This is a genomic window from Bacillus siamensis, from assembly GCF_051628075.1.
Taxonomy (GTDB): domain Bacteria; phylum Bacillota; class Bacilli; order Bacillales; family Bacillaceae; genus Bacillus; species Bacillus siamensis.
The window spans coordinates 3,605,366-3,624,517 of the sequence record NZ_CP155579.1 but is presented as its reverse complement, the minus strand read 5'-3'; the positions used below and the strand labels follow the sequence as shown (position 1 = coordinate 3,624,517).

The 19,152-nt window shown below is 45.7% G+C and carries 19 protein-coding genes; all 19 read left to right on the top strand.

Translation table 11 applies throughout. The features are described from left to right. Positions 1-3 precede the first annotated feature (3 nt). Positions 4-1,428 carry a capsular polysaccharide export protein, LipB/KpsS family gene (locus ABDB98_RS18005; protein ID WP_438420882.1) on the top strand — a complete coding sequence of 475 codons (1,425 nt, stop codon included), beginning with the start codon at positions 4-6 and terminating at the stop codon, positions 1,426-1,428. 22 nt (positions 1,429-1,450) lie between these two features. Continuing rightward, entirely contained in the window at positions 1,451-2,620 is a 1,170-nt protein-coding gene (locus tag ABDB98_RS18000; protein ID WP_438420881.1) for a DegT/DnrJ/EryC1/StrS family aminotransferase, read from the top strand. Beyond that, positions 2,621-3,484, top strand: coding sequence for a GNAT family N-acetyltransferase (locus tag ABDB98_RS17995; protein WP_438420880.1), 864 nt, complete (start codon positions 2,621-2,623; stop codon positions 3,482-3,484). Next, positions 3,484-4,608 carry an N-acetylneuraminate synthase family protein gene (locus tag ABDB98_RS17990; RefSeq protein ID WP_438420879.1) on the top strand — a complete coding sequence of 375 codons (1,125 nt, stop codon included), beginning with the start codon at positions 3,484-3,486 and terminating at the stop codon, positions 4,606-4,608. The genes ABDB98_RS17995 and ABDB98_RS17990 overlap by 1 nt, the downstream gene beginning before the upstream one ends. Beyond that, positions 4,601-5,341, top strand: a complete 741-nt coding sequence (locus tag ABDB98_RS17985) for a cytidylyltransferase domain-containing protein (RefSeq protein WP_438422169.1) — start codon at positions 4,601-4,603, stop codon at positions 5,339-5,341. The genes ABDB98_RS17990 and ABDB98_RS17985 overlap by 8 nt, the downstream gene beginning before the upstream one ends. A gap of 1 nt (position 5,342) precedes the next feature. Further along, positions 5,343-6,347, top strand: a complete 1,005-nt coding sequence (locus tag ABDB98_RS17980) for a PseG/SpsG family protein (protein ID WP_438420878.1) — start codon at positions 5,343-5,345, stop codon at positions 6,345-6,347. A gap of 27 nt (positions 6,348-6,374) precedes the next feature. Then, entirely contained in the window at positions 6,375-7,112 is a 738-nt protein-coding gene (locus tag ABDB98_RS17975; RefSeq protein ID WP_438420877.1) for a sugar phosphate nucleotidyltransferase, read from the top strand. A 2-nt stretch (positions 7,113-7,114) separates the two neighbouring features. Further along, a complete protein-coding gene (gene rfbB / locus ABDB98_RS17970) occupies positions 7,115-8,062 on the top strand; it encodes a dTDP-glucose 4,6-dehydratase (protein ID WP_438420876.1) in 948 nt (315 codons plus the stop codon). A gap of 20 nt (positions 8,063-8,082) precedes the next feature. Next, entirely contained in the window at positions 8,083-8,931 is an 849-nt protein-coding gene (gene rfbD, locus ABDB98_RS17965; RefSeq protein ID WP_438420875.1) for a dTDP-4-dehydrorhamnose reductase, read from the top strand. Continuing rightward, positions 8,928-9,383 (top strand): dTDP-4-dehydrorhamnose 3,5-epimerase family protein, encoded by a 456-nt coding sequence (locus ABDB98_RS17960; protein WP_029575291.1) that lies wholly within the window; start codon positions 8,928-8,930, stop codon positions 9,381-9,383. The genes rfbD and ABDB98_RS17960 overlap by 4 nt, the downstream gene beginning before the upstream one ends. A 348-nt stretch (positions 9,384-9,731) precedes the next feature. Further along, positions 9,732-10,658: an ABC transporter ATP-binding protein gene (locus tag ABDB98_RS17955; protein WP_438420874.1), complete on the top strand. Its 927-nt coding sequence runs from the start codon at positions 9,732-9,734 to the stop codon at positions 10,656-10,658. A gap of 64 nt (positions 10,659-10,722) precedes the next feature. Further along, positions 10,723-11,427, top strand: a complete 705-nt coding sequence (locus ABDB98_RS17950) for an ABC transporter permease (RefSeq protein WP_438420873.1) — start codon at positions 10,723-10,725, stop codon at positions 11,425-11,427. A 23-nt stretch (positions 11,428-11,450) separates the two neighbouring features. Then, positions 11,451-12,137 (top strand): DUF4097 family beta strand repeat-containing protein, encoded by a 687-nt coding sequence (locus tag ABDB98_RS17945; RefSeq protein ID WP_438420872.1) that lies wholly within the window; start codon positions 11,451-11,453, stop codon positions 12,135-12,137. Next, positions 12,127-12,309 carry a hypothetical protein gene (locus ABDB98_RS17940; RefSeq protein WP_438420871.1) on the top strand — a complete coding sequence of 61 codons (183 nt, stop codon included), beginning with the start codon at positions 12,127-12,129 and terminating at the stop codon, positions 12,307-12,309. The genes ABDB98_RS17945 and ABDB98_RS17940 overlap by 11 nt, the downstream gene beginning before the upstream one ends. Positions 12,310-12,500: 191 nt before the next feature. Beyond that, the gene (locus ABDB98_RS17935) at positions 12,501-13,199 is read left to right on the top strand and encodes a response regulator transcription factor (protein ID WP_438420870.1); all 699 of its coding nucleotides are present in this window, start codon (positions 12,501-12,503) and stop codon (positions 13,197-13,199) included. A 1-nt stretch (position 13,200) separates the two neighbouring features. Further along, positions 13,201-14,136 (top strand): sensor histidine kinase, encoded by a 936-nt coding sequence (locus tag ABDB98_RS17930; RefSeq protein WP_438420869.1) that lies wholly within the window; start codon positions 13,201-13,203, stop codon positions 14,134-14,136. Positions 14,137-14,367: 231 nt separating this feature from the next. Then, positions 14,368-15,654 carry a Glu/Leu/Phe/Val family dehydrogenase gene (locus ABDB98_RS17925; protein WP_438420868.1) on the top strand — a complete coding sequence of 429 codons (1,287 nt, stop codon included), beginning with the start codon at positions 14,368-14,370 and terminating at the stop codon, positions 15,652-15,654. A gap of 183 nt (positions 15,655-15,837) precedes the next feature. Then, on the top strand, positions 15,838-17,385 hold the full coding sequence (gene pruA, locus ABDB98_RS17920) for an L-glutamate gamma-semialdehyde dehydrogenase (protein ID WP_438420867.1): 1,548 nt from the start codon (positions 15,838-15,840) through the stop codon (positions 17,383-17,385). Positions 17,386-17,456: 71 nt separating this feature from the next. Then, positions 17,457-19,139, top strand: coding sequence for a M20 family metallopeptidase (locus ABDB98_RS17915; protein WP_438420866.1), 1,683 nt, complete (start codon positions 17,457-17,459; stop codon positions 19,137-19,139). Positions 19,140-19,152 lie beyond the last annotated feature (13 nt).

The window sequence follows — 19,152 nt, the reverse complement described above, 5'->3', positions numbered from 1 at the left end:
GGCTTGTCGGCATACTTAGCGAACTATTGGGTGCTGTACCGGCAGTATATTGACCTTTTTCACTCACTTCGCTACAAAGACATTCCGCTCGCATTGATCAGTAATTTTTATCAATATATCAGTCCGGCGCTTCGGGAGAGCATGGAACAGAACCCAGAGCTTTTCGGTTCCGCTGCCCGGCATATTCCTGAAGCCGATATTCAGTCTTATTTTGATCAAAAGAAGCAATCCATTAAGAAAACAGGTGAGAAACCGGTAAACGGAAAACTCATTCTGCATTTCGACCATCTTCGGTTCACCGAGGAAAATTACCGGCAGTTTGATCCGGCAAAAACAGCGGTACTGGCGAGATGGAGTCTGCCTGACCATCACGGGCTTCCCGTTATCTGCAAATTGGAACTGGCGGGAATGGGCCAAAAAGGGAACCCCGTCCCCTATATTGAAAAAGCCCATGCCATTCTGAAAGAGCTGCACAGCCATCCCGCTTTCGGAAACAGAGAATTTCAGGAGCGATTATATAAAGATATTCCGTTATTTATTGAAACGATTGATGCGCTTGATAGTTTGTTTACGGCTGAGCCCATTTCCGCCGTTGTGGTCGGCACGACAGAGGATATTTACAGCCGTGTGCTGGCGCTGATGTGCGCGAAAAAAAACGCCGTCAGCATCTGTCTTCAGCACGGTGCCCTCATGGGAGATGAAGCGTTTCTGCCCGTGTTTACGGACTACCAGGCTGTATTCGGGGCTTATGAAGCGGAGTGGTATAAAGCGAAAGGCTGCAGGGACGAACAAATCATCATCACGGGGCATCCCCGTTTCGATGAGATCTTCTCAAGAGAACCGATAGATAAAGACACGTTTTACCGCAAGCTTTCCTTTCTCCCGTCGCAGCGGACGGTGCTGATCGCCACGCAGCCGTTCTCTGATGCCTTTTACACGGGGGTGCTTGATGAACTTGTCAAGCATAAGAACATGCAGCTCATTATTAAACCGCATCCGTGGGAAATCGGCAAAAACAAGCTGGATGCTTACAACCAGGTGCTGCGGAAATACAAAGCCGGCAAAATCATCAAGAAAGAAATGGGGCTTTACGATATTCTCCCGTATGTTGACGCCGCGGTGACACAGACATCAACAGTCGGTCTTGAAGCGATGCTGTTTCAAAAACCCGTGCTGATCGGAAAATCAGCGGGAACCCGCCAATACCCTTATTATCATTCACTCGGGGAATTTGCCTTTGAGGACCCGCGGGCACTGGCTCAGGAATTAATCCGGGTATGCGAAAGCCCCGCAGCATATCAAAAGGCGGAACAGGCGCGCCGGGCTTTTATCGCGGCGAACTACCCGGTTCAGGATTCGCTTGCGGCTTTATGTCAGGTGCTTCAGGAAAAAACCGGAGTCGGCTTCAGAAAGGCTGACTCTTCATAAAAACGATAGGAGCGCAAAGAAAATGGTGCAAAAAAGATCAGCTTTTCTTCCCTATTCATTGCCCATGATCGGGAAGGACGAAATTCAGGAGGTTATTGATACGCTAGAAACGGGCTGGCTTTCAAAGGGACCGAAAGTGGAGGCGTTTGAAAAAGCTTTTGCCGCCTGGACGGGAGCAAAGCACGCGATCGCGCTGAACTCATGTACCGCCGCTTTGTTTTTGGCCTTGAAAGCGAAAGGAATCGGTCCCGGCGACGAGGTCATCACGTCTGCCGTGACGTTCAGTTCAACAGCCAATACCATCGTGCATACAGGCGCCGTTCCGGTGTTTGTTGATATTGACCCGCTTACACTGAATGCAGACCCTGAGAACATTGAGGCGGCCATCACCCCGCGGACAAAGGCGATTGTACCCGTTCATTTCGCCGGCCAGTCGTGTGATATGGATCGGATTCTGGCCATCGCCGAAAAGCATCAGCTGTTTGTCTTAGAGGATGCCGCACATGCCGTGTACACCACGTATAAACAGAAAATGGTCGGATCAATCGGGGACGCGACGGCATTCAGTTTCTACGCGACAAAAAATCTGGCAACCGGTGAAGGCGGCATGCTGACGACCGATGATGACAGGCTTGCCGATCAGATCAGGGTGCTCAGCCTGCACGGCATGAGCAAAGGCGCGTGGAACCGCTATTCTTCAAACGGAAGCTGGTATTACGAGGTCGAAGCGCCCGGCTACAAAATGAATATGTTTGACCTTCAGGCAGCGCTTGGGCTTCACCAGCTGAAACGGATTGACAGCATGCAGCAAAGAAGGGCTGAAATTGCAAGCCGCTACCAGGACGCTTTCAGAGACATGAAAGGGCTGACCGTCCCTTATGTCAGTGATGACGGGCGGCATGCATGGCATTTGTATGTTCTTCAAATAGAGGAGCAGGAAACCGGGATCAGCCGGAACGATCTGATTTCCGCTTTAAAAGATCAATATAACATCGGCACAAGCGTTCATTTTATTCCGGTTCCGTTTCATCCGTATTATCAAAAAACGTACGGATATAAGGAAACTGATTTTCCGGCCGCGGCCGCGTATTATCACCGCACCGTATCACTCCCTCTTTATCCGTCAATGACAGATGACGACGTTGAATACGTCATTGCGGCCGTTACGGATATCATCAAAGGGGCTGATTAGGTGTACAGACTGAAGAGAAATCTTGCACAGGATGTGATTCAAGCTTTTCTGCAACAGAAGGGCATTCAGCCGGAGGCCTATGAGTCGTCACTCTGTTTATTGGAAGAAAACAGCCTTCAAGGCGTGATTTTATATGAGAGCTCTTCGTGGGAAAGTCAATTGTTCCAAAAAAATATCATCAATGTGAAGCTTGCAGCCGCAAACAGCACCGGTCAGCTCAAAAGGCTGTTTCAGGAATTTTACGCGTCAAGGCGGGCGGACGGCACTGATTTTATATTTATTAAAATACCGGCTGAGGATGTCGGCGCGATGCAGGTCGTGCAGCAGCTTCCAAATGCTTGTTTTGTCGGGAGTCTGTTCAAACTCGTCAGCCCGGTGCGTGTATTTAACAGCACGCCGCCATTTGAGATTGCAGAAGCCGGACCCGGCGACGCGGAAGCGATCAGCCGGCTGGCACGAGATGCCTTTACAAAAAGCAGGTATTACCAGGACCCCCATCTCAGCTATGAAAGTGCAAACCGCCTGTTTGAAGAATGGGCGCGGAATAACGCGGAAGGCAGGGCTTCGTTACAATTCGCCGCCAAATATAAGGGAGAGACCGTGGGCTTTGTGCAGGGGCTTTCTAAAGGCGATGAATTCGTCCTTGATCTGATGGCGGTAAAGCCTGGATTTGAAGGAAAAGGAGCGGGATACCATTTAGTGGCGCGCATTATTGAACAATCACTGCGCTTTCAGCATAAGACTGTATCAGCGGGCACGCAGCTCCACAATGTAAGAGCCATCCGGCTGTATGAACGAATGGGCTTTAAAGCGGATGCATCTTATTATTACTATCATGTGTGGCCCGGGAAGGGGGCGGACTGATGGCATCATGCAAAATCGGATCGAAGTCAATCGGCGGAGAATCGCCCGTTTTCATTATCGCCGAAGCCGGGATTAATCATGACGGAAAACTGAACCAGGCGTTTGAATTGATAGACGCGGCCAGTGAGGCCGGTGCGGATGCGGTCAAGTTCCAAATGTTTCAGGCTGACAAAATGTATCAGAAAGACCCCGGTCTATACAAAACCGCTGCGGGAAAAGACGTCTCTATTTTTTCACTCGTGCAATCAATGGAAATGCCCGCTGAGTGGATCGAACCGCTGCTTGAATATTGTAAGAAAAAAGGCGTGCTGTTTTTAAGCACGGTATGTGACGAAGGCTCTGCCGACTTACTCTATGCGACTTCCCCGCCGGCCTTTAAAATCGCCTCCTACGAACTGAACCATCTGCCGTTATTGAAATATGTGGCGGGGCTGAAGACCCCGATTATCTTTTCAACCGCGGGCGCTGATATTTCAGATATTCAGGAGGCTTATCAAACCATTACCGGCGAGGGGAACAAAGAAATTGCGATCATGCACTGTGTGGCGAAATATCCCGCTCCGCCTGAACACAGCAATCTGAGCGTCATTCCCATGCTTGCCGCCGCTTTCCCTGATGCTGTGATCGGTTTTTCCGACCACAGCGCCCATCCGTATGACGTCCCGTGCGCGGCTGTCAGGCTCGGAGCGAAACTGATTGAAAAGCATTTTACAATCGACAAAAATCTGCCCGGCGCTGATCATTCCTTCGCCCTCAACCCGGATGAATTAAAAGAAATGGTTGCGGCGATCCGGTCAGTTGAAGAAGAGCTGCGGCAGGGGCATCACGCTCCGGTGCCGGAAATGCTGTCGGGAAGCTCCCATAAGACCACGACACCGATTGAAGGGGATATCAGAAAATTCGCTTACAGAGGCATTTTTTCAACAGCGCCGATTCAAAAAGGCGAATGTTTTACGGCGGATAATCTTGCCGTCCTTCGTCCCGGCCAAAAACCGCAGGGGCTTCACCCGAGGTATTTTGAGCTTTTAATTGACGGGGCGCGTGCGGTCAGGGATATCCCTGCCGACACGGGTATCACTTGGGATGACCTTTTGACGAAAGGCAGCTCTTATGATGATGACTGACATTTTGTTCATCATTCAGGCGCGGATGGGGAGCGGGCGTCTTCCCGGCAAAGTGCTGAAACCGATCGGCGGGTATACCATCCTCGATATGATTGTCAAAAGGGTTCGGCAAAGCGCGTATTATGATCAAGCGCGGGATAATTTGATCGTGGCCACGTCCGACAGCAAGACCGACGACATTCTGTACGCGCACTGCCTCAGTAAGCACTACCGGGTGCACCGGGGCAGCGAACAGCGCGTGCTTGACCGGTTTGCGAAAGTCATTGAACAAGTAAAACCGGCTATCGCAGTCAGACTGACTGGGGATAACCCGTTTGTCGACCCTTCGCTGCTTGATATCCTGATTCAATCGCACTCAGACCAGCACGCAGACTACACGTATATCAGCGATACGCCGCTCGGCATCGGCGGAGAGGCGGTTAACGCGCGCCTCCTAACGAAGATCAATGCCGACAAAACGCTGGCGGACAAATATCAGGAGCATGTCACGCTTTTGATTAGAGAATCTCCTGAGAGGTACCGGCTGCTCTTTCCCGAACCCCCGCAGGAACTCCATGCTCCTCATTTGCGGCTGACCGTCGATACCGAAGAGGACTACAGGCTGGCCCGCGAGCTGTACGAAAAAGCAGGCTCGCACCCTGATATTCCGGCAAAAGAATTGATTCATCTGCTGGATAGCGATCCTGAGCTCAGGGCGATTAATCAAATGATCCGGCAAAAAGAGGCTGATTAGGATGCGGGTTTTGATATTCGCAGACGGGGGCCGTGAAATCGGTATGGGGCACGCCGTCAGGATGAAGCTGCTTGCCGGCGCCATTTTGAATAAATGCTCAATCACGTTTTACACCAACAAAGAAGCTTCTTCATACCTGTCTGCTGATCAATGGGAAGTGATCATCAAGCCTGACACGGGACAGAAGGAATTTATTGTCCGGGAAATAAACAGGCAGGCTCCTGACCTGCTCATATTCGACCTGCTCGATATGCCGTGTGACTGGCTTGAAGAAATCAGACGGCATTCATCGGCACGCATCGTCTTATTTGAAGAAAAGCGGGAGCATGTCATTCATTTATGTGATGCCGTCATAAACGGCATATACGGCAGGCTGAAAAGCCGGACGATGAAAATGGGCAGAGCCGTTATATATGAAGGCCCGGAATATATCATTCTTCATCCGGAATTTGAAAAAGCCAAACAGCACTATCAGCTGAGAAAAGAATGCCGGACCATTTTGGTTTCTTTAGGAGGAAGCGATCCGAAGAAGCTTGTCTTTAAAGTGATGGAAGCATGCCGCCGGATTCCGGATATTCATCGAAAACAAGTGATTATCGTCATGGGCGGCGCCGCGGCTCACGCTGATGACGTGCGCACGCTTATCGCGCAAATGCCTTATGCCGAGATGGTAAGGCAGACAAATGACATGGCCGCGCTTCTTACGAGGGCTGATATGGCCGTCGTGTCCGGCGGCATCACTTTATATGAAACCATTTGTACGGGTGTGCCCTGCATCGTTCTTTCTCAAGTGGCGCATCAAACCGTGACGGCTGAAAAATTCGCCGCACGGGGCGCCGCCGTTCATCTCGGCCTGGGAGAACACACCCCGGCGGACGTGCTCGCTCGGCATATGTCTGAGCTGTCTGCTGATTATCCGAGACGGCTCGGGCTTCATCAGAACGGAACGCCGCTGGTTGACGGGAGAGGCATCAAACGGGCGGCGGCGATTCTTTATGATTTGTGATAAAACCACACGTAAGGAAGTGTTCATGTGAAAGGTGTTATCTTAGCCGGAGGCACCGGCTCGCGCCTTATGCCGCTGACGAAAGCGGTTAATAAGCATTTACTCCCTGTCGGTCCGTACCCGATGATTTACTGGTCGATCATGAAGCTGGAAGAAGCGGGAATTACGGATATATTGCTGATTACGCAAAAAGAGTATATTCCGCAATTTCATAAGCTTCTTGAAAACGGAGAAGAGCTCGGCGTGTCGATCACATACCAGGTTCAGCCCGCCGCATCAGGGATTTCAGACGGTTTATCGTACGCAAAGCGGTTCACCGGACGCGACCCCTTCGTCCTGCTTTTAGGAGATAATATTTTCGAAGATTCATTAAAACCTTATACGGAACGTTTCGCACAGCAGGGAAAAGGGGCAAAAGTGCTGCTGAAAGAAGTTGACGATCCGGAGCGCTTCGGCATCGCCGAGATTGATGAAGAAAACAAACGGATCAAGTCGATCATTGAAAAGCCGGAGCATCCGCCGACCAGCTTATGTGTCACAGGGATTTACATGTACGACGCAGAAGTGTTTTCTTATATTGAACAAATTTCCCCTTCAAAACGCGGCGAACTGGAAATTACGGATGTCAATAATTTATACATTGAACACAGTGAGCTGACGTATGATGTGTTAACGGGCTGGTGGGTGGATGCGGGCACGCATGAATCGCTCTATCTCGCCGGAAGCCTGGCGCAGCAGGCAATACAGAAAGGACAGGAACATTAATCATGCCAAAATCATATTTAATTACAGGCGGCGCAGGATTTATCGGCCTTACCTTTACAAACATGATGCTGAAAGAAACGGACGCGCAGATTACCGTCCTGGATAATCTCACGTATGCAAGCAGGCCGCTTGAAATAGAAGCCTTAAAAAAGAACGGCCGTTTCCGTTTTATCAAAGGTGACATTTCCAAAAAAGAAGACATTGATAAAGCATTTTCCCAAATGTATGACGCTGTCATTCATTTTGCGGCTGAATCCCATGTGGACAGAAGCATTAATCAGGCAGAGCCGTTTATCACAACAAATGTGATGGGCACATACAGACTGGCGGACGCGGTGTTACAGGGCAAAGCCGGCAGGCTGATTCACATTTCCACAGACGAGGTGTACGGAGATTTGGGGCCGGACGATCCCGCTTTCACAGAGACGACGCCGCTTTCTCCGAACAATCCGTATTCCGCAAGCAAGGCGGGCTCAGACCTGCTCGTCATGTCTTATGTGAAAACCCATAAGCTCCCTGCCATCATTACGAGATGCAGCAACAATTACGGGCCTTACCAGCATCACGAGAAAATGATTCCGACCATTATCAGGCACGCCGTAAACGGCACGCCGGTTCCGCTGTACGGCGACGGGATGCAGATCAGAGACTGGCTGTTTGCCGAGGATCATTGCCGCGCCATTAAGCTCGTGCTGGAAAACGGAACGCTCGGTGACATTTACAATATCGGCGGCGGAAATGAACGGACGAATAAAGATCTGGCGGCATTTATCATGAAGGAGCTCGGAGTGGAGGAGCGGTTTGCTCATGTCGAAGACAGAAAAGGGCATGACCGCCGTTACGCCATCAATGCCTCAAAGCTGAAAAATGAGCTGGGCTGGCGGCAGCAGGTCACATTTGAAGAAGGAATGAGAAGAACCATTCGCTGGTATACAGACAGCCAAGACTGATCGGAAAGAAGGGGATCCGATTGACGAAGGTATTAGTAACCGGAGCTGCCGGCCAGCTGGGGCGGGAGTTATGCCGCCTGCTGAAGTGGGAAGGGTATGAGGTAATCGCCCTGACAAAAGCGATGATGAATATATCCGACCAGCGTTCGGTGCGGCACTCATTCAGCCATTACAAGCCGGATATCGTCGTCAATACGGCGGCATACACCTCCGTTGACAAATGTGAAACGGAGCTCGACAAAGCGTATTTAATAAACGGAATCGGCGCTTATTATGCCGCGCTTGAGGCTGAAAACATCGGCGCGAGATTCGTTCACGTCAGCACCGATTACGTTTTCAGCGGCAAAGGAACACGGCCTTATCAGACGGATGATCCCGCAGACCCCGGCACGATTTACGGAAAAAGCAAAAAACTCGGTGAAGAACTGATCCGGTTAACGGGAAAAAATCATACCATTATCAGAACATCGTGGGTGTACGGCAGCGGCGGGCATAACTTTGTCAATACGATGTTGAAGCTTGCGGATACACATAAACAAGTGCGTGTCGTCAATGACCAAGTCGGCTCGCCGACGTATACAAAGGATTTAGCCGAAACGGTGATCGGTCTGTTTGACAGGCCGCCGGGCACGTACCACGCCGCAAACAGCGGAGTGTGCAGCTGGTATGAATTCGCCAAGGCCATTTTTGAAGAAAGCGGCAGGAACGCCGCCGTGCTGCCCGTGACGACGGAGGAATACGGAAATGAGACGCCGCGTCCCGCTTACTCGGTGTTAAGCCTTGAGTCGATCGAACGGCAGGGGCTCGGCATGAGGCACTGGCGGGATGCGCTGCGGGATTATTTACAAAGGGAGGGGCAATGCAAGTGATCGAAGGCGTAAAAATCAAAAAGCTGACCAAACACAGTGACGACCGGGGTTTCTTTTCAGAACTTGTCCGCGACGATGAACATCTCTTGGAGCGATTCGGGCAGGCTTCCTGGTCCAAAAGCTATCCCGGCGTCATTAAAGCATTTCACTATCACGAGAAACAGGATGACCTGTGGTTTTTCCCGACGGGCCACGCCCAGGTCGTGCTGCATGACCTTCGCGAAGAGTCAGCAACCAAGGGAGAAACGGATGTCTACTACATGGGAGAAGACAATCCGATGCTGCTTCTCATTCCCAAAGGGGTCGCGCACGGGTACAGAGTGCTGGGAGAAACCCCGCTGACCATTATTTATTTCACGACAATGTCCTACAATCCGGATCAGCCGGATGAAAAAAGAATCCCATGGAACGACGAAACCATCGGATTTGACTGGCAGACGGCCCATCGGTAGCGTACAAGACGAAGACAGCGGATGTCTTCGTTTTTGTGTTTTTGTTGACTTTGATATGAGTGGAGCCGGTGAATAAGATACGACCGCCCACTATATCATGATTGCTGGCCTGAAGAACAATTTCATCAAAAATGTCTTGGAAGATGGCGGTCAGTTAGGGACCTGAAATTTAAGGGATCCTCCCTTTCTTCTCCTATGGACATCATGCATCCTAAAAAAACAAAAGATGATTTATAGAATGGGGATAAGATTTAATTAGAAAAATCTTAAGAAAAAAGTAATATTTGCTTAAGAGAAAAGAGAACTTTCCTTTATATAGTAGGAGTATATAGGGAAAGGGGAAAGCGAATGACATACATCTTAAAAACGAGTCAGCTTACAAAATCATTTAAAGGAAAAGAAGTTGTTTCCGGAGTTAATATGCACGTAAAAAAAGGAGAAATTTATGGATTTTTGGGGCCGAATGGTGCAGGTAAAACAACCATTATGAAAATGATTACAAATTTAATCAAGCCTACAAGTGGTGAAATAGAAATTTTCGGTGAGAAATTAACAGATACGTCATTTGAAGTTTTAAAAAGAATGGGCACCATTATTGAATATCCCATTTTCTATGACAACCTCACTGCTAAAGAAAATTTAGATTTCCATTGTGAATATATGGGCTATTACGATAAAAAATCCATCGACCACGCTATCGAGCTTGTAAAGTTACATAATATTGATAATAAAAAAGTGAAAGAGTTTTCTTTAGGAATGAAGCAAAGGTTAGGAATAGCCAGAGCTATTTCTACAAGACCAGAACTTCTCATTTTAGACGAGCCAATTAATGGCCTGGATCCAATAGGTATAAAAGAGTTGAGGGATCTCTTTAAGTTACTTTGCAGAGAATATGGAATTACATTATTAGTCTCCAGTCACATTTTAGCCGAAATGGAACAAATGTCAGATACTGTTGGTATCATACAGAATGGCAAGTTAATAAAAGAAGTTTCTATGAAGAGTATAAACGGAAAACAAACAGAGTATATAGAGGTAAAAGTCCAAAATATAAAAAAAGCGTTATATATTTTAGAGCAAAATCTGGGGATAAGGAATTTTAAAATGATTGATCAACAATTAATCCGTATCTATGAAACAGCAGTTACACAACAAGAAATCTCTAAAGCACTTATTCTGAATGACATTGGTATAGAAAGTATAAATAAAAAACACAGTTCTTTAGAAGAATACTTCTTAAATTCTATGAATGGGGAGGGAATGCACACTAGATAGATTGCCCGTCTGTGTTATGCACCTATTTGCATTGTCTTAAATTCTTCTGCTGGAGGCTATTAGCATGTTAAAACTTATGAAATTAGAGTACAAAAAACATCACTTATCACAGTATTTTAAATGGGTGGCACTTTGGATATTAATCATCTTTGCCTTAGTGGCTCTTATGGGATGGGAATCTAAAAATGAAAATGAACTTATGTTTCGTGATTATGCAGATTTTATATCTCTAACTAATATTCTTATTAGAATTGTGTTTATTAGTTTTTCTGCTGTGATTTTATCCCGTTTAGTTATTGATGAATATAAAAATAAAACAATACAATTGCTGTTTACTTATCCTTTACAAAGAAAAAAATTAATGCAAGCTAAACTATCTATTGTCTTCCTATTCTGCTTTGTAAGTATTGTTATTGCTACTTTTGTTATTAACTTGTTAATTCTCTTCGTGAGTCCGCACTTATATTTATTCGAGAAGCCTGTTGAAATGAGTGAAGTTATTTCCGCTATGCCATCGACTCTTCTCACCGCTTTTATGATGGGAGGAGTGAGTCTGATTCCTTTATTTTTCGGCATGAGAAAAAAATCAACTGCTGCTACAATCACTTGGGCTGTCATAATCGGGGTCTTTATCAATGCAACAGTTTCCGACGGAGGAGAAACAGTCAGTTTAAGTCAATTTATTATCATTCCAATTCTACTTTGTTTATTTGGTCTTTCAGTGGGTTATCTTTCTTACCGTAAAATAGAACAAAAAGATTTAGTCTAAATAATCAAAGGAGAAATTACACATTGAAGAAAATTATAGCAACGTCTGTAACGTCTATCGTAATTGGCGGAATTGTTTTAAGTCTTTATAGTGCAGAGACAAAAAACTTTAAAACTTCCTGCAATGCAAAAAATATTGATACTTTAAAAGTATATACAGACTCTTGGGATGTAAAATTTAAAAAGAGTAATTCAAATGAGGTTACAGTATCTGCTGAGGGGAGACAGAAAGATAAAGCTCCAGTTACATTTCAAAAAGATGGGGAGGATTTGGTCATTAGTCAAAAAGAGCAAAAAAATAGCGGCTTTTTTGGAGGATTTACTTTTGGAAAACAGGGCGGCACAATCTATATTAATGTTCCCGATTCAGATATGAACAATATTGAAATAACCAATAAAGATGGGAATATACAATTAAGTGAAATTTCAGCTGAAAATATTGTCGTTGATAATCATTCCGGTGATGAAAAAGTCAATAATGTTTCGGCTCATATTGGAAAGTTTTCATCCAAGGATGGGGGGATAAGCGTTGAAAATAGTTCTTTTGAGAAATTAAATATAACATCTGCAAGCGGCGATAACGAGATGAAGGAAATACATAGTTCCAATGTAAAGGTTTCTTCTATAGATGGGACGGTTTCAATCAAGGACATAACAGAAGGAAAATCTTTATCAGTAAATACGAAATCAGGAGATATAGGTGTATCTTAAAAAAGCGCCAACTTCACTTGCTGTTTTTGCTCAGAGTAATTCTGATGTAACGCTTGATCTAGGTGGGATTAATAAGAGCCACGATGGCGTAAAAGTGAAAAAAGGTGAAATTGGCGTGGGAAGTAATAAAGTAAGTCTATTTAGTGAAGATGGTTCGATAAAGGTTAGATAAAAAGAGAAAAACACAAGACAACAATTCCCGCTATTGAAGAATGGTTGTCTTATTTGTTTGTATTTAAAATGTTTTGGAGTATTTATCTCCTTTTGGATAAAAAAGAATTATAATGAGATTAATTATCTGTATAATGATTGAAATAAACAGTGAAATAAGAATATCAGTTTTATATTTAAGGAGCGGAAAGCTTGGGTTACAAAATATTAATTGTAGAAGACGACCAATTCATAAGCCATATGGTAAGCGAAAGCTTAACAAAAGAAGGGTTTGAAGTAACAGCAGCTTTTGACGGTGAAGAAGCTTTAGACATATTGAACACACAAAAGTTTGAGGTTATATTATTGGATTTAATGCTTCCGAAGATAGATGGTATGGAATGTTTAAGAATGATTCGTTCTAAAAGCATGATTCCAGTTCTTATCATGTCTGCAAAAGATGAAGATGTAGATAAGGCACTTGGTCTCGGTCTCGGAGCTGATGATTATATTTCTAAACCTTTTTCTATGCTGGAAGTATTAGCTAGAATTAAAGCAACCATTAGAAGAGAAAGACACTATAAGAGCTCCCTGTCTCCAAAGGAAGAAAAAAACATTAAAATAGGTGATTTAAGTGTTGACCTGCAGGGCTTTTCTGTTAAAAAATTCAATAAGAAGATTAATCTCACGGCAAAAGAATTTAATATTTTAAAACTCTTTATTTCTAATCCTTCACAAGTATATACTAAGTCTCAACTTTATAAATCCGTATGGGAAGATGAGTATCATGGAGATGAGAATGTAATTAATGTTCATATTAGACGGCTTAGAGAGAAAATTGAGGACGACCCATCTCATCCAATGTACATAAAAACTTTGTGGGGAATCGGTTATAAGTTGGGAGATTTTTAAATTGTTTTATATGTTGGTTATTTTATTCATATGCTCTGCAGCAGTAAATATATTTCTTTTCCGAAGCCGATTAAATCTAAGGACTGAGATTAAATATATTAGAAATAAACTTCGAAAAGTTGTTAATGAAGAGACAGGCGAAAGATTATTGCTTAACACGGATGATAAATATATAAAATCCTTGTTAATTCAAATAAACCGTCTTTTAGATCATAATCAAAAGATCAAAGGGAACTACAATAGTATTGAACTGTCCATGCGAAAGATGTTGTCAAATATTTCACACGATTTAAAGACGCCTTTAACAGTTATACTAGGTTATATTGAAATTATAAATAACGATAAAAGTCTGACTTCAGAAAAGATTATGAGTTTACTAAAAACAGTTAATTTAAAAACGGTCGAGGTATTAGCGTTAATAAACCGTTTTTTTGAGCTTGTGAAATTAGAGTCAGGTGATAAAAAATTAAATTATTCACGAATTGACATATGTGAAGTCAGCCGAAAAATAATTTTGGATTACTACGAAATTTTAATTAGCAAAGAATTTGAAGTAGTGATTGATATACCCGATGACCCTGTCTTTGTTCGCGGAGATGAAGATGCAATTGAGAGGGTTCTAAATAATTTAATTACGAATGCAATTCAATATGGTTCCGATGGTAAAATGGTGGGTTTAAAAATCAGAATAACTGATAATGATGTTTTTGTAGAAATATCAGATAAAGGAAAAGGCATAAATGAAATGCATAAAGACCGTGTCTTTGAACGAATGTACACATTGGAGGACTCGAGAAACACCAATTATCAGGGAAGCGGATTGGGGCTGACGATTACTAAGAGATTAGTAGAGCAAATGGAAGGAAGTATATCTCTAAATAGTATCCCCTTCCAAGAAACAACGTTTTCTGTACGTTTAAGACGTATTAGATTTTAATAAAAGCAATAAGGTTTCTTCTGTATACGTCTTCAAATCCTCCTTTCTCTTTAATCTGAGAGGCTGACAACAGTCTCTTTTTTTATGCACAAAAGGCTGGCATGAATCTTGCATATAAAAAGGGACGTAACGACTATGTGAAAGGGACTGATGGGTCTTGGTGTAAAAGCGCTTACGTTTTGTTCTGCCGGTAATTGAAGCTTACACGTAAAATACGATGAGGTGATAAACATGTCAGCCAACCCGCTTTCTAAAAGCAATCAGAAAGACGAAGAAAAAGAAGTACTTGATTTGTTTCTGTCAACACAATCGATCATAAAAGAGGCCCTGCGCAAACTGGGCTATCCTGACAATATGTATGACTTGATGAAAGAGCCGATGCGGCTTTTGACCGTCCGCATCCCTGTCAAAATGGACAATGGATCAGTGCGGGTTTTCACGGGCTACCGCTCGCAGCACAATGACGCTGTCGGCCCGACAAAAGGTGGCGTGCGGTTTCACCCGGAAGTCAGTGAGGAAGAGGTCAAGGCGCTTTCCATCTGGATGACCTTAAAATGCGGCATCACAAACCTTCCTTACGGGGGCGGAAAAGGCGGCATCATCTGTGATCCGCGGACAATGTCTTTCGGTGAGCTGGAACGGCTGAGCCGCGGATATGTGCGGGCGATCAGCCAGATTGTCGGTCCGACAAAGGATATTCCGGCTCCCGACGTATATACCAACTCGCAGATTATGGCTTGGATGATGGACGAATACAGCCGCCTGAGAGAATTTGATTCACCGGGATTCATTACGGGCAAACCGATCGTTCTCGGCGGTTCACAAGGGCGGGAAACGGCGACCGCGCAAGGCGTCACGATTTGTATTGAGGAAGCCGTTAAGAAAAAAGGGATTCCATTGGAAAATGCGCGCATCATCATTCAAGGGTTCGGAAATGCCGGAAGCTTTCTCGCTAAATTTATGCATGACGCCGGCGCCAAGGTGATCGGCATCTCAGACGCCCATGGCGCTTTGTATGATCCTGACGGCCTTGACGTTAATTACCTGCTGGATAAGCGGGACAGCTTCGGCACGGTGACGAATCTCTTCTCAGATATCATAACGAACCGGGAGCTGCTGGAGAAAGACTGTGATATTCTCGTGCCTGCCGCAATCTCCAATCAGATTACAGCTGAAAACGCCCATCACATTAAAGCCTCAATCATTGTGGAAGCGGCGAACGGGCCGACAACGATAGACGCCACGAAAATTCTGAATGAAAGAGGCGTGCTTCTCGTACCGGATATTTTGGCAAGCGCCGGCGGCGTGACGGTATCTTATTTTGAATGGGTGCAAAATAATCAAGGCTTTTACTGGTCTGAGGAGGAAGTCGCCGGAAAACTGCGCAGCGTCATGGTGAATTCGTTCGAATCCATTTATCAGACAGCGCATACCCACAAAGTCGATATGCGTTTGGCCGCCTATATGACAGGCATCAGAAAATCGGCTGAAGCGGCCCGATTCCGCGGCTGGGTATAAGGGTGATCTGCAAAAAAATTTGCGCCTTTTATACAGGGGAACGCAAAATTTCTTTGCATCACCTGAATGCAGCCGACAGATTCAGACAAGCTTCGTCTGCTTTCGGCTAATTGTTATGCTGGTATGCTTCTTGCATCTTCATAAAGCGTGAGCACACATTACAAAATACAGGGAGGAATTCTAATGACAGTTTCATACGCACACGAACCCTTTACAAATTTTCAGGAAGAGACAAATAAACAATCGTTTCAAAAAGCGCTGGCTTATGTGAATTCACAGCTCGGCAAGCATTATCCGCTTATCATCAACGGTGAAGCGATTGAGACGGATAAAAAGATCATTTCCGTCAATCCGGCTGATAAAAAAGAAGTGATCGGCTCTGTATCGGCGGCCGGAAAAGAACTTGCGGAAAAGGCCATGCAGGCTGCGCTGCAGACATTTCAAACATGGAAAAAAGTACGGCCGGAACACCGCGCGAATGTACTGTTTAAAGCGGCGGCGATCATCCGCAGAAGAAAGCACGAATTCTCCGCGTATCTAGTGAAAGAAGCCGGAAAACCATGGAAGGAAGCGGATGCGGATACGGCGGAAGCGATCGACTTTTTAGAGTATTATGCCCGTCAGATGCTGAAGCTGAAAGACGGTTCCCCTGTAAAGAGCCGTGACGGAGAATATAATCAGTATCATTATGAGCCGCTTGGGGTGGGGATCGTCATTTCTCCATTCAACTTCCCGCTTGCGATTATGGCCGGAACGGCGGCAGCAGCCATCGTAACAGGCAACACGATACTGCTGAAACCGGCGGATGCGGCGCCTGTCGTGGCGGCGAAATTCGTTGAAGTGATGAAGGAAGCGGGCCTGCCGGACGGCGTGCTCCAATTCATACCGGGCGACGGAGGAGAAATCGGCGACTACCTGGTTGAGCATCCAAAAACGAGATTTGTGTCGTTTACAGGCTCCCGCGCGGTCGGATGCCGCATTTATGAACGAGCCGCAAAAGTGCAGCCGGGCCAAAAATGGCTGAAACGGGTCATCGCCGAAATGGGCGGAAAAGATACGGTGCTTGTAGACAGAGATGCTGATCTTGATCTTGCCGCTTCCTCAATCGTGCATTCCGCCTTCGGATTTTCAGGCCAAAAATGTTCAGCCGGTTCCCGTGCGGTCATTCATCAGGACGTCTATGATGAAGTTGTCGAAAAAGCCGTCGCTTTAACGAAGTCACTCACTGTCGGAAGTCCGGAAGATTTTGATACATACATGGGGCCTGTCATCCATGAAGCGTCTTATAATAAAGTCATGAAGTATATCGAAATCGGCAAAACAGAAGGAAAGCTTCTGACGGGAGGCGAAGGTGATGATTCGAAAGGATACTTTATTCAGCCGACCATTTTTGCGGATGTTGATGAAAACGCCCGCCTGATGCAGGAGGAAATTTTCGGGCCGGTCGTCGCGATCTCAAAAGCCCGGGATTTCGACCATATGCTTGAGATCGCCAATAATACCGATTACGGACTGACAGGTGCACTGTTATCGAAAACCCGCGCGCACATTGAACGCGCCCGTGAAGATTTTCACGTCGGGAATCTATACTTCAACCGCGGATGTACGGGAGCGATTGTCGGATACCAGCCGTTCGGCGGCTTCAATATGTCAGGAACCGATTCAAAAGCCGGGGGACCTGACTATCTGATTCTTCATATGCAGGCAAAAACAACGTCTGAAGCCTATTAATCTTTCGGAAATAGCGCGATGAAAAAGAGAGTCGCGCTATTTTCTCTATATGAGGGTAAGGGGGATGGAACATGTATCAGCAGCTCAGCAAGATGCTTCCGGAGGAGAAAATAGAAGCCATTACGAAATCACTGGTGGCGTTAAACAGCATCAACGGCACATTGGGAGAAGGAAAAAAAGCCGACTATATCAAAGATATGATCAAGAGCTTTCCCTACTTTCAGGAGAACCCGTCACATGTGTGGGAGCAGGCGATTCCTGAGGACCCTTACGGCCGTAAGAATATCTTCGCGTTTATTGAAGGAAACGGTGACAGCCTGAATACGGTCATTTATCACGCTCATCTTGATACGGTCGGCATAGAAGACTTCGGCCCTTTAAAAGATATCGCTTTTGATTCCGACCGTCTCGCGGCGTATTTCTCAAGCTATGAATTTGATCGGGACGTGCAGCGGGACGCCCGCTCAGGCGAGTGGATGTTCGGAAGGGGTTCGGTTGATATGCAGAGCGGTATTGCCGTTCATCTCGCCAATCTGCTTCACTTTTCTGAACGGCGCGATCAGCTGCCGGGCCATATTCTGTTTATGGCAAACCCGGATGAAGAAAGCCAGCATTCCGGCATTTTAACGAGCATTTCTGAATTAAAACGGCTGAAACGAGAAAAGCAGCTTCGATATTTAGCAGCGATTAATAACGACTTCATCACCCCGCTGTATGAAGGTGACACGACAAGGTACATCTACACGGGCGCGGCAGGGAAGCTTTTGCCTTGCTTTGCGATTTACGGGCGGGAGGTGCATGTCGGTGATACGCTGTCCGGCATCGACCCGAATTTGATCGCCTCAGAAATCACCAGAAGAATCCACAACAATATTCATATGGCGGAAAACATTGAAGGGGAGCTTGTGCTGCCGCCGACCTGTCTCTACCAGCGTGACAACAAGGAAGCATATAACGTGCAGACTGCCGTCAGCAGCTATGTCTATTTTAATTATTTTATTTACGAGAAAACCGCCAAAGAAGTCATGGATCAGCTGACTGCCGTGGCTGAGGAAGCATGCAAAGAGACAGAACAAAAATTATCTGATTATTATGACGAATACTGTGAGAGAACGAGCCTCCCGAAAAAAGAAATCACATGGAACGTTCAAGTCTATAGTCTGGAAGATTACTTGAAAAGGCTGAGAAGCCGCGGCATCAACCCGGCGCAGTGTATAGAGCAGGCATTTAAAACATATGAACATCTTGAACTGCGGATGAGATGCTTTAAAGCCGTCGAGGAATTGCAAAAACTGGATCCTGAGCAGGGTGCCAAGGTTATTATTTTCTATGCGCCGCCTTACCTTCCGCACAATTATCTGAAGAAAGAGAGCACGCGGGACCGGCTTTTGCAGCATGTCATTCAAGAAGCCGTCGATAAAACAGCGGCGTCAACGGGGGAAACATTCATCTTTAAAAAGTTTTTCCCTTATTTAGCGGATGGAAGCTTTTTATCGCTGCATGAAACAGACGCGGAGGTCGCCGCCTTTACCGATAATTTTCCGGGCTGGGATGTCATCGGGACGATTCCTTTTAAAGAAATAAGGGAATTAAATATTCCGTCAGTCAATATGGGGGTATACGGAAAGGATGGCCATAAATGGACGGAACGGGTGTATAAACCGTACACATTCCATGTTCTGCCCAAACTCATTCAGCAGACGACGCTGCACCTTTTGCACAGCTACCGATTAGACATACGCACAAAAGGCTGACATAACGGAATAA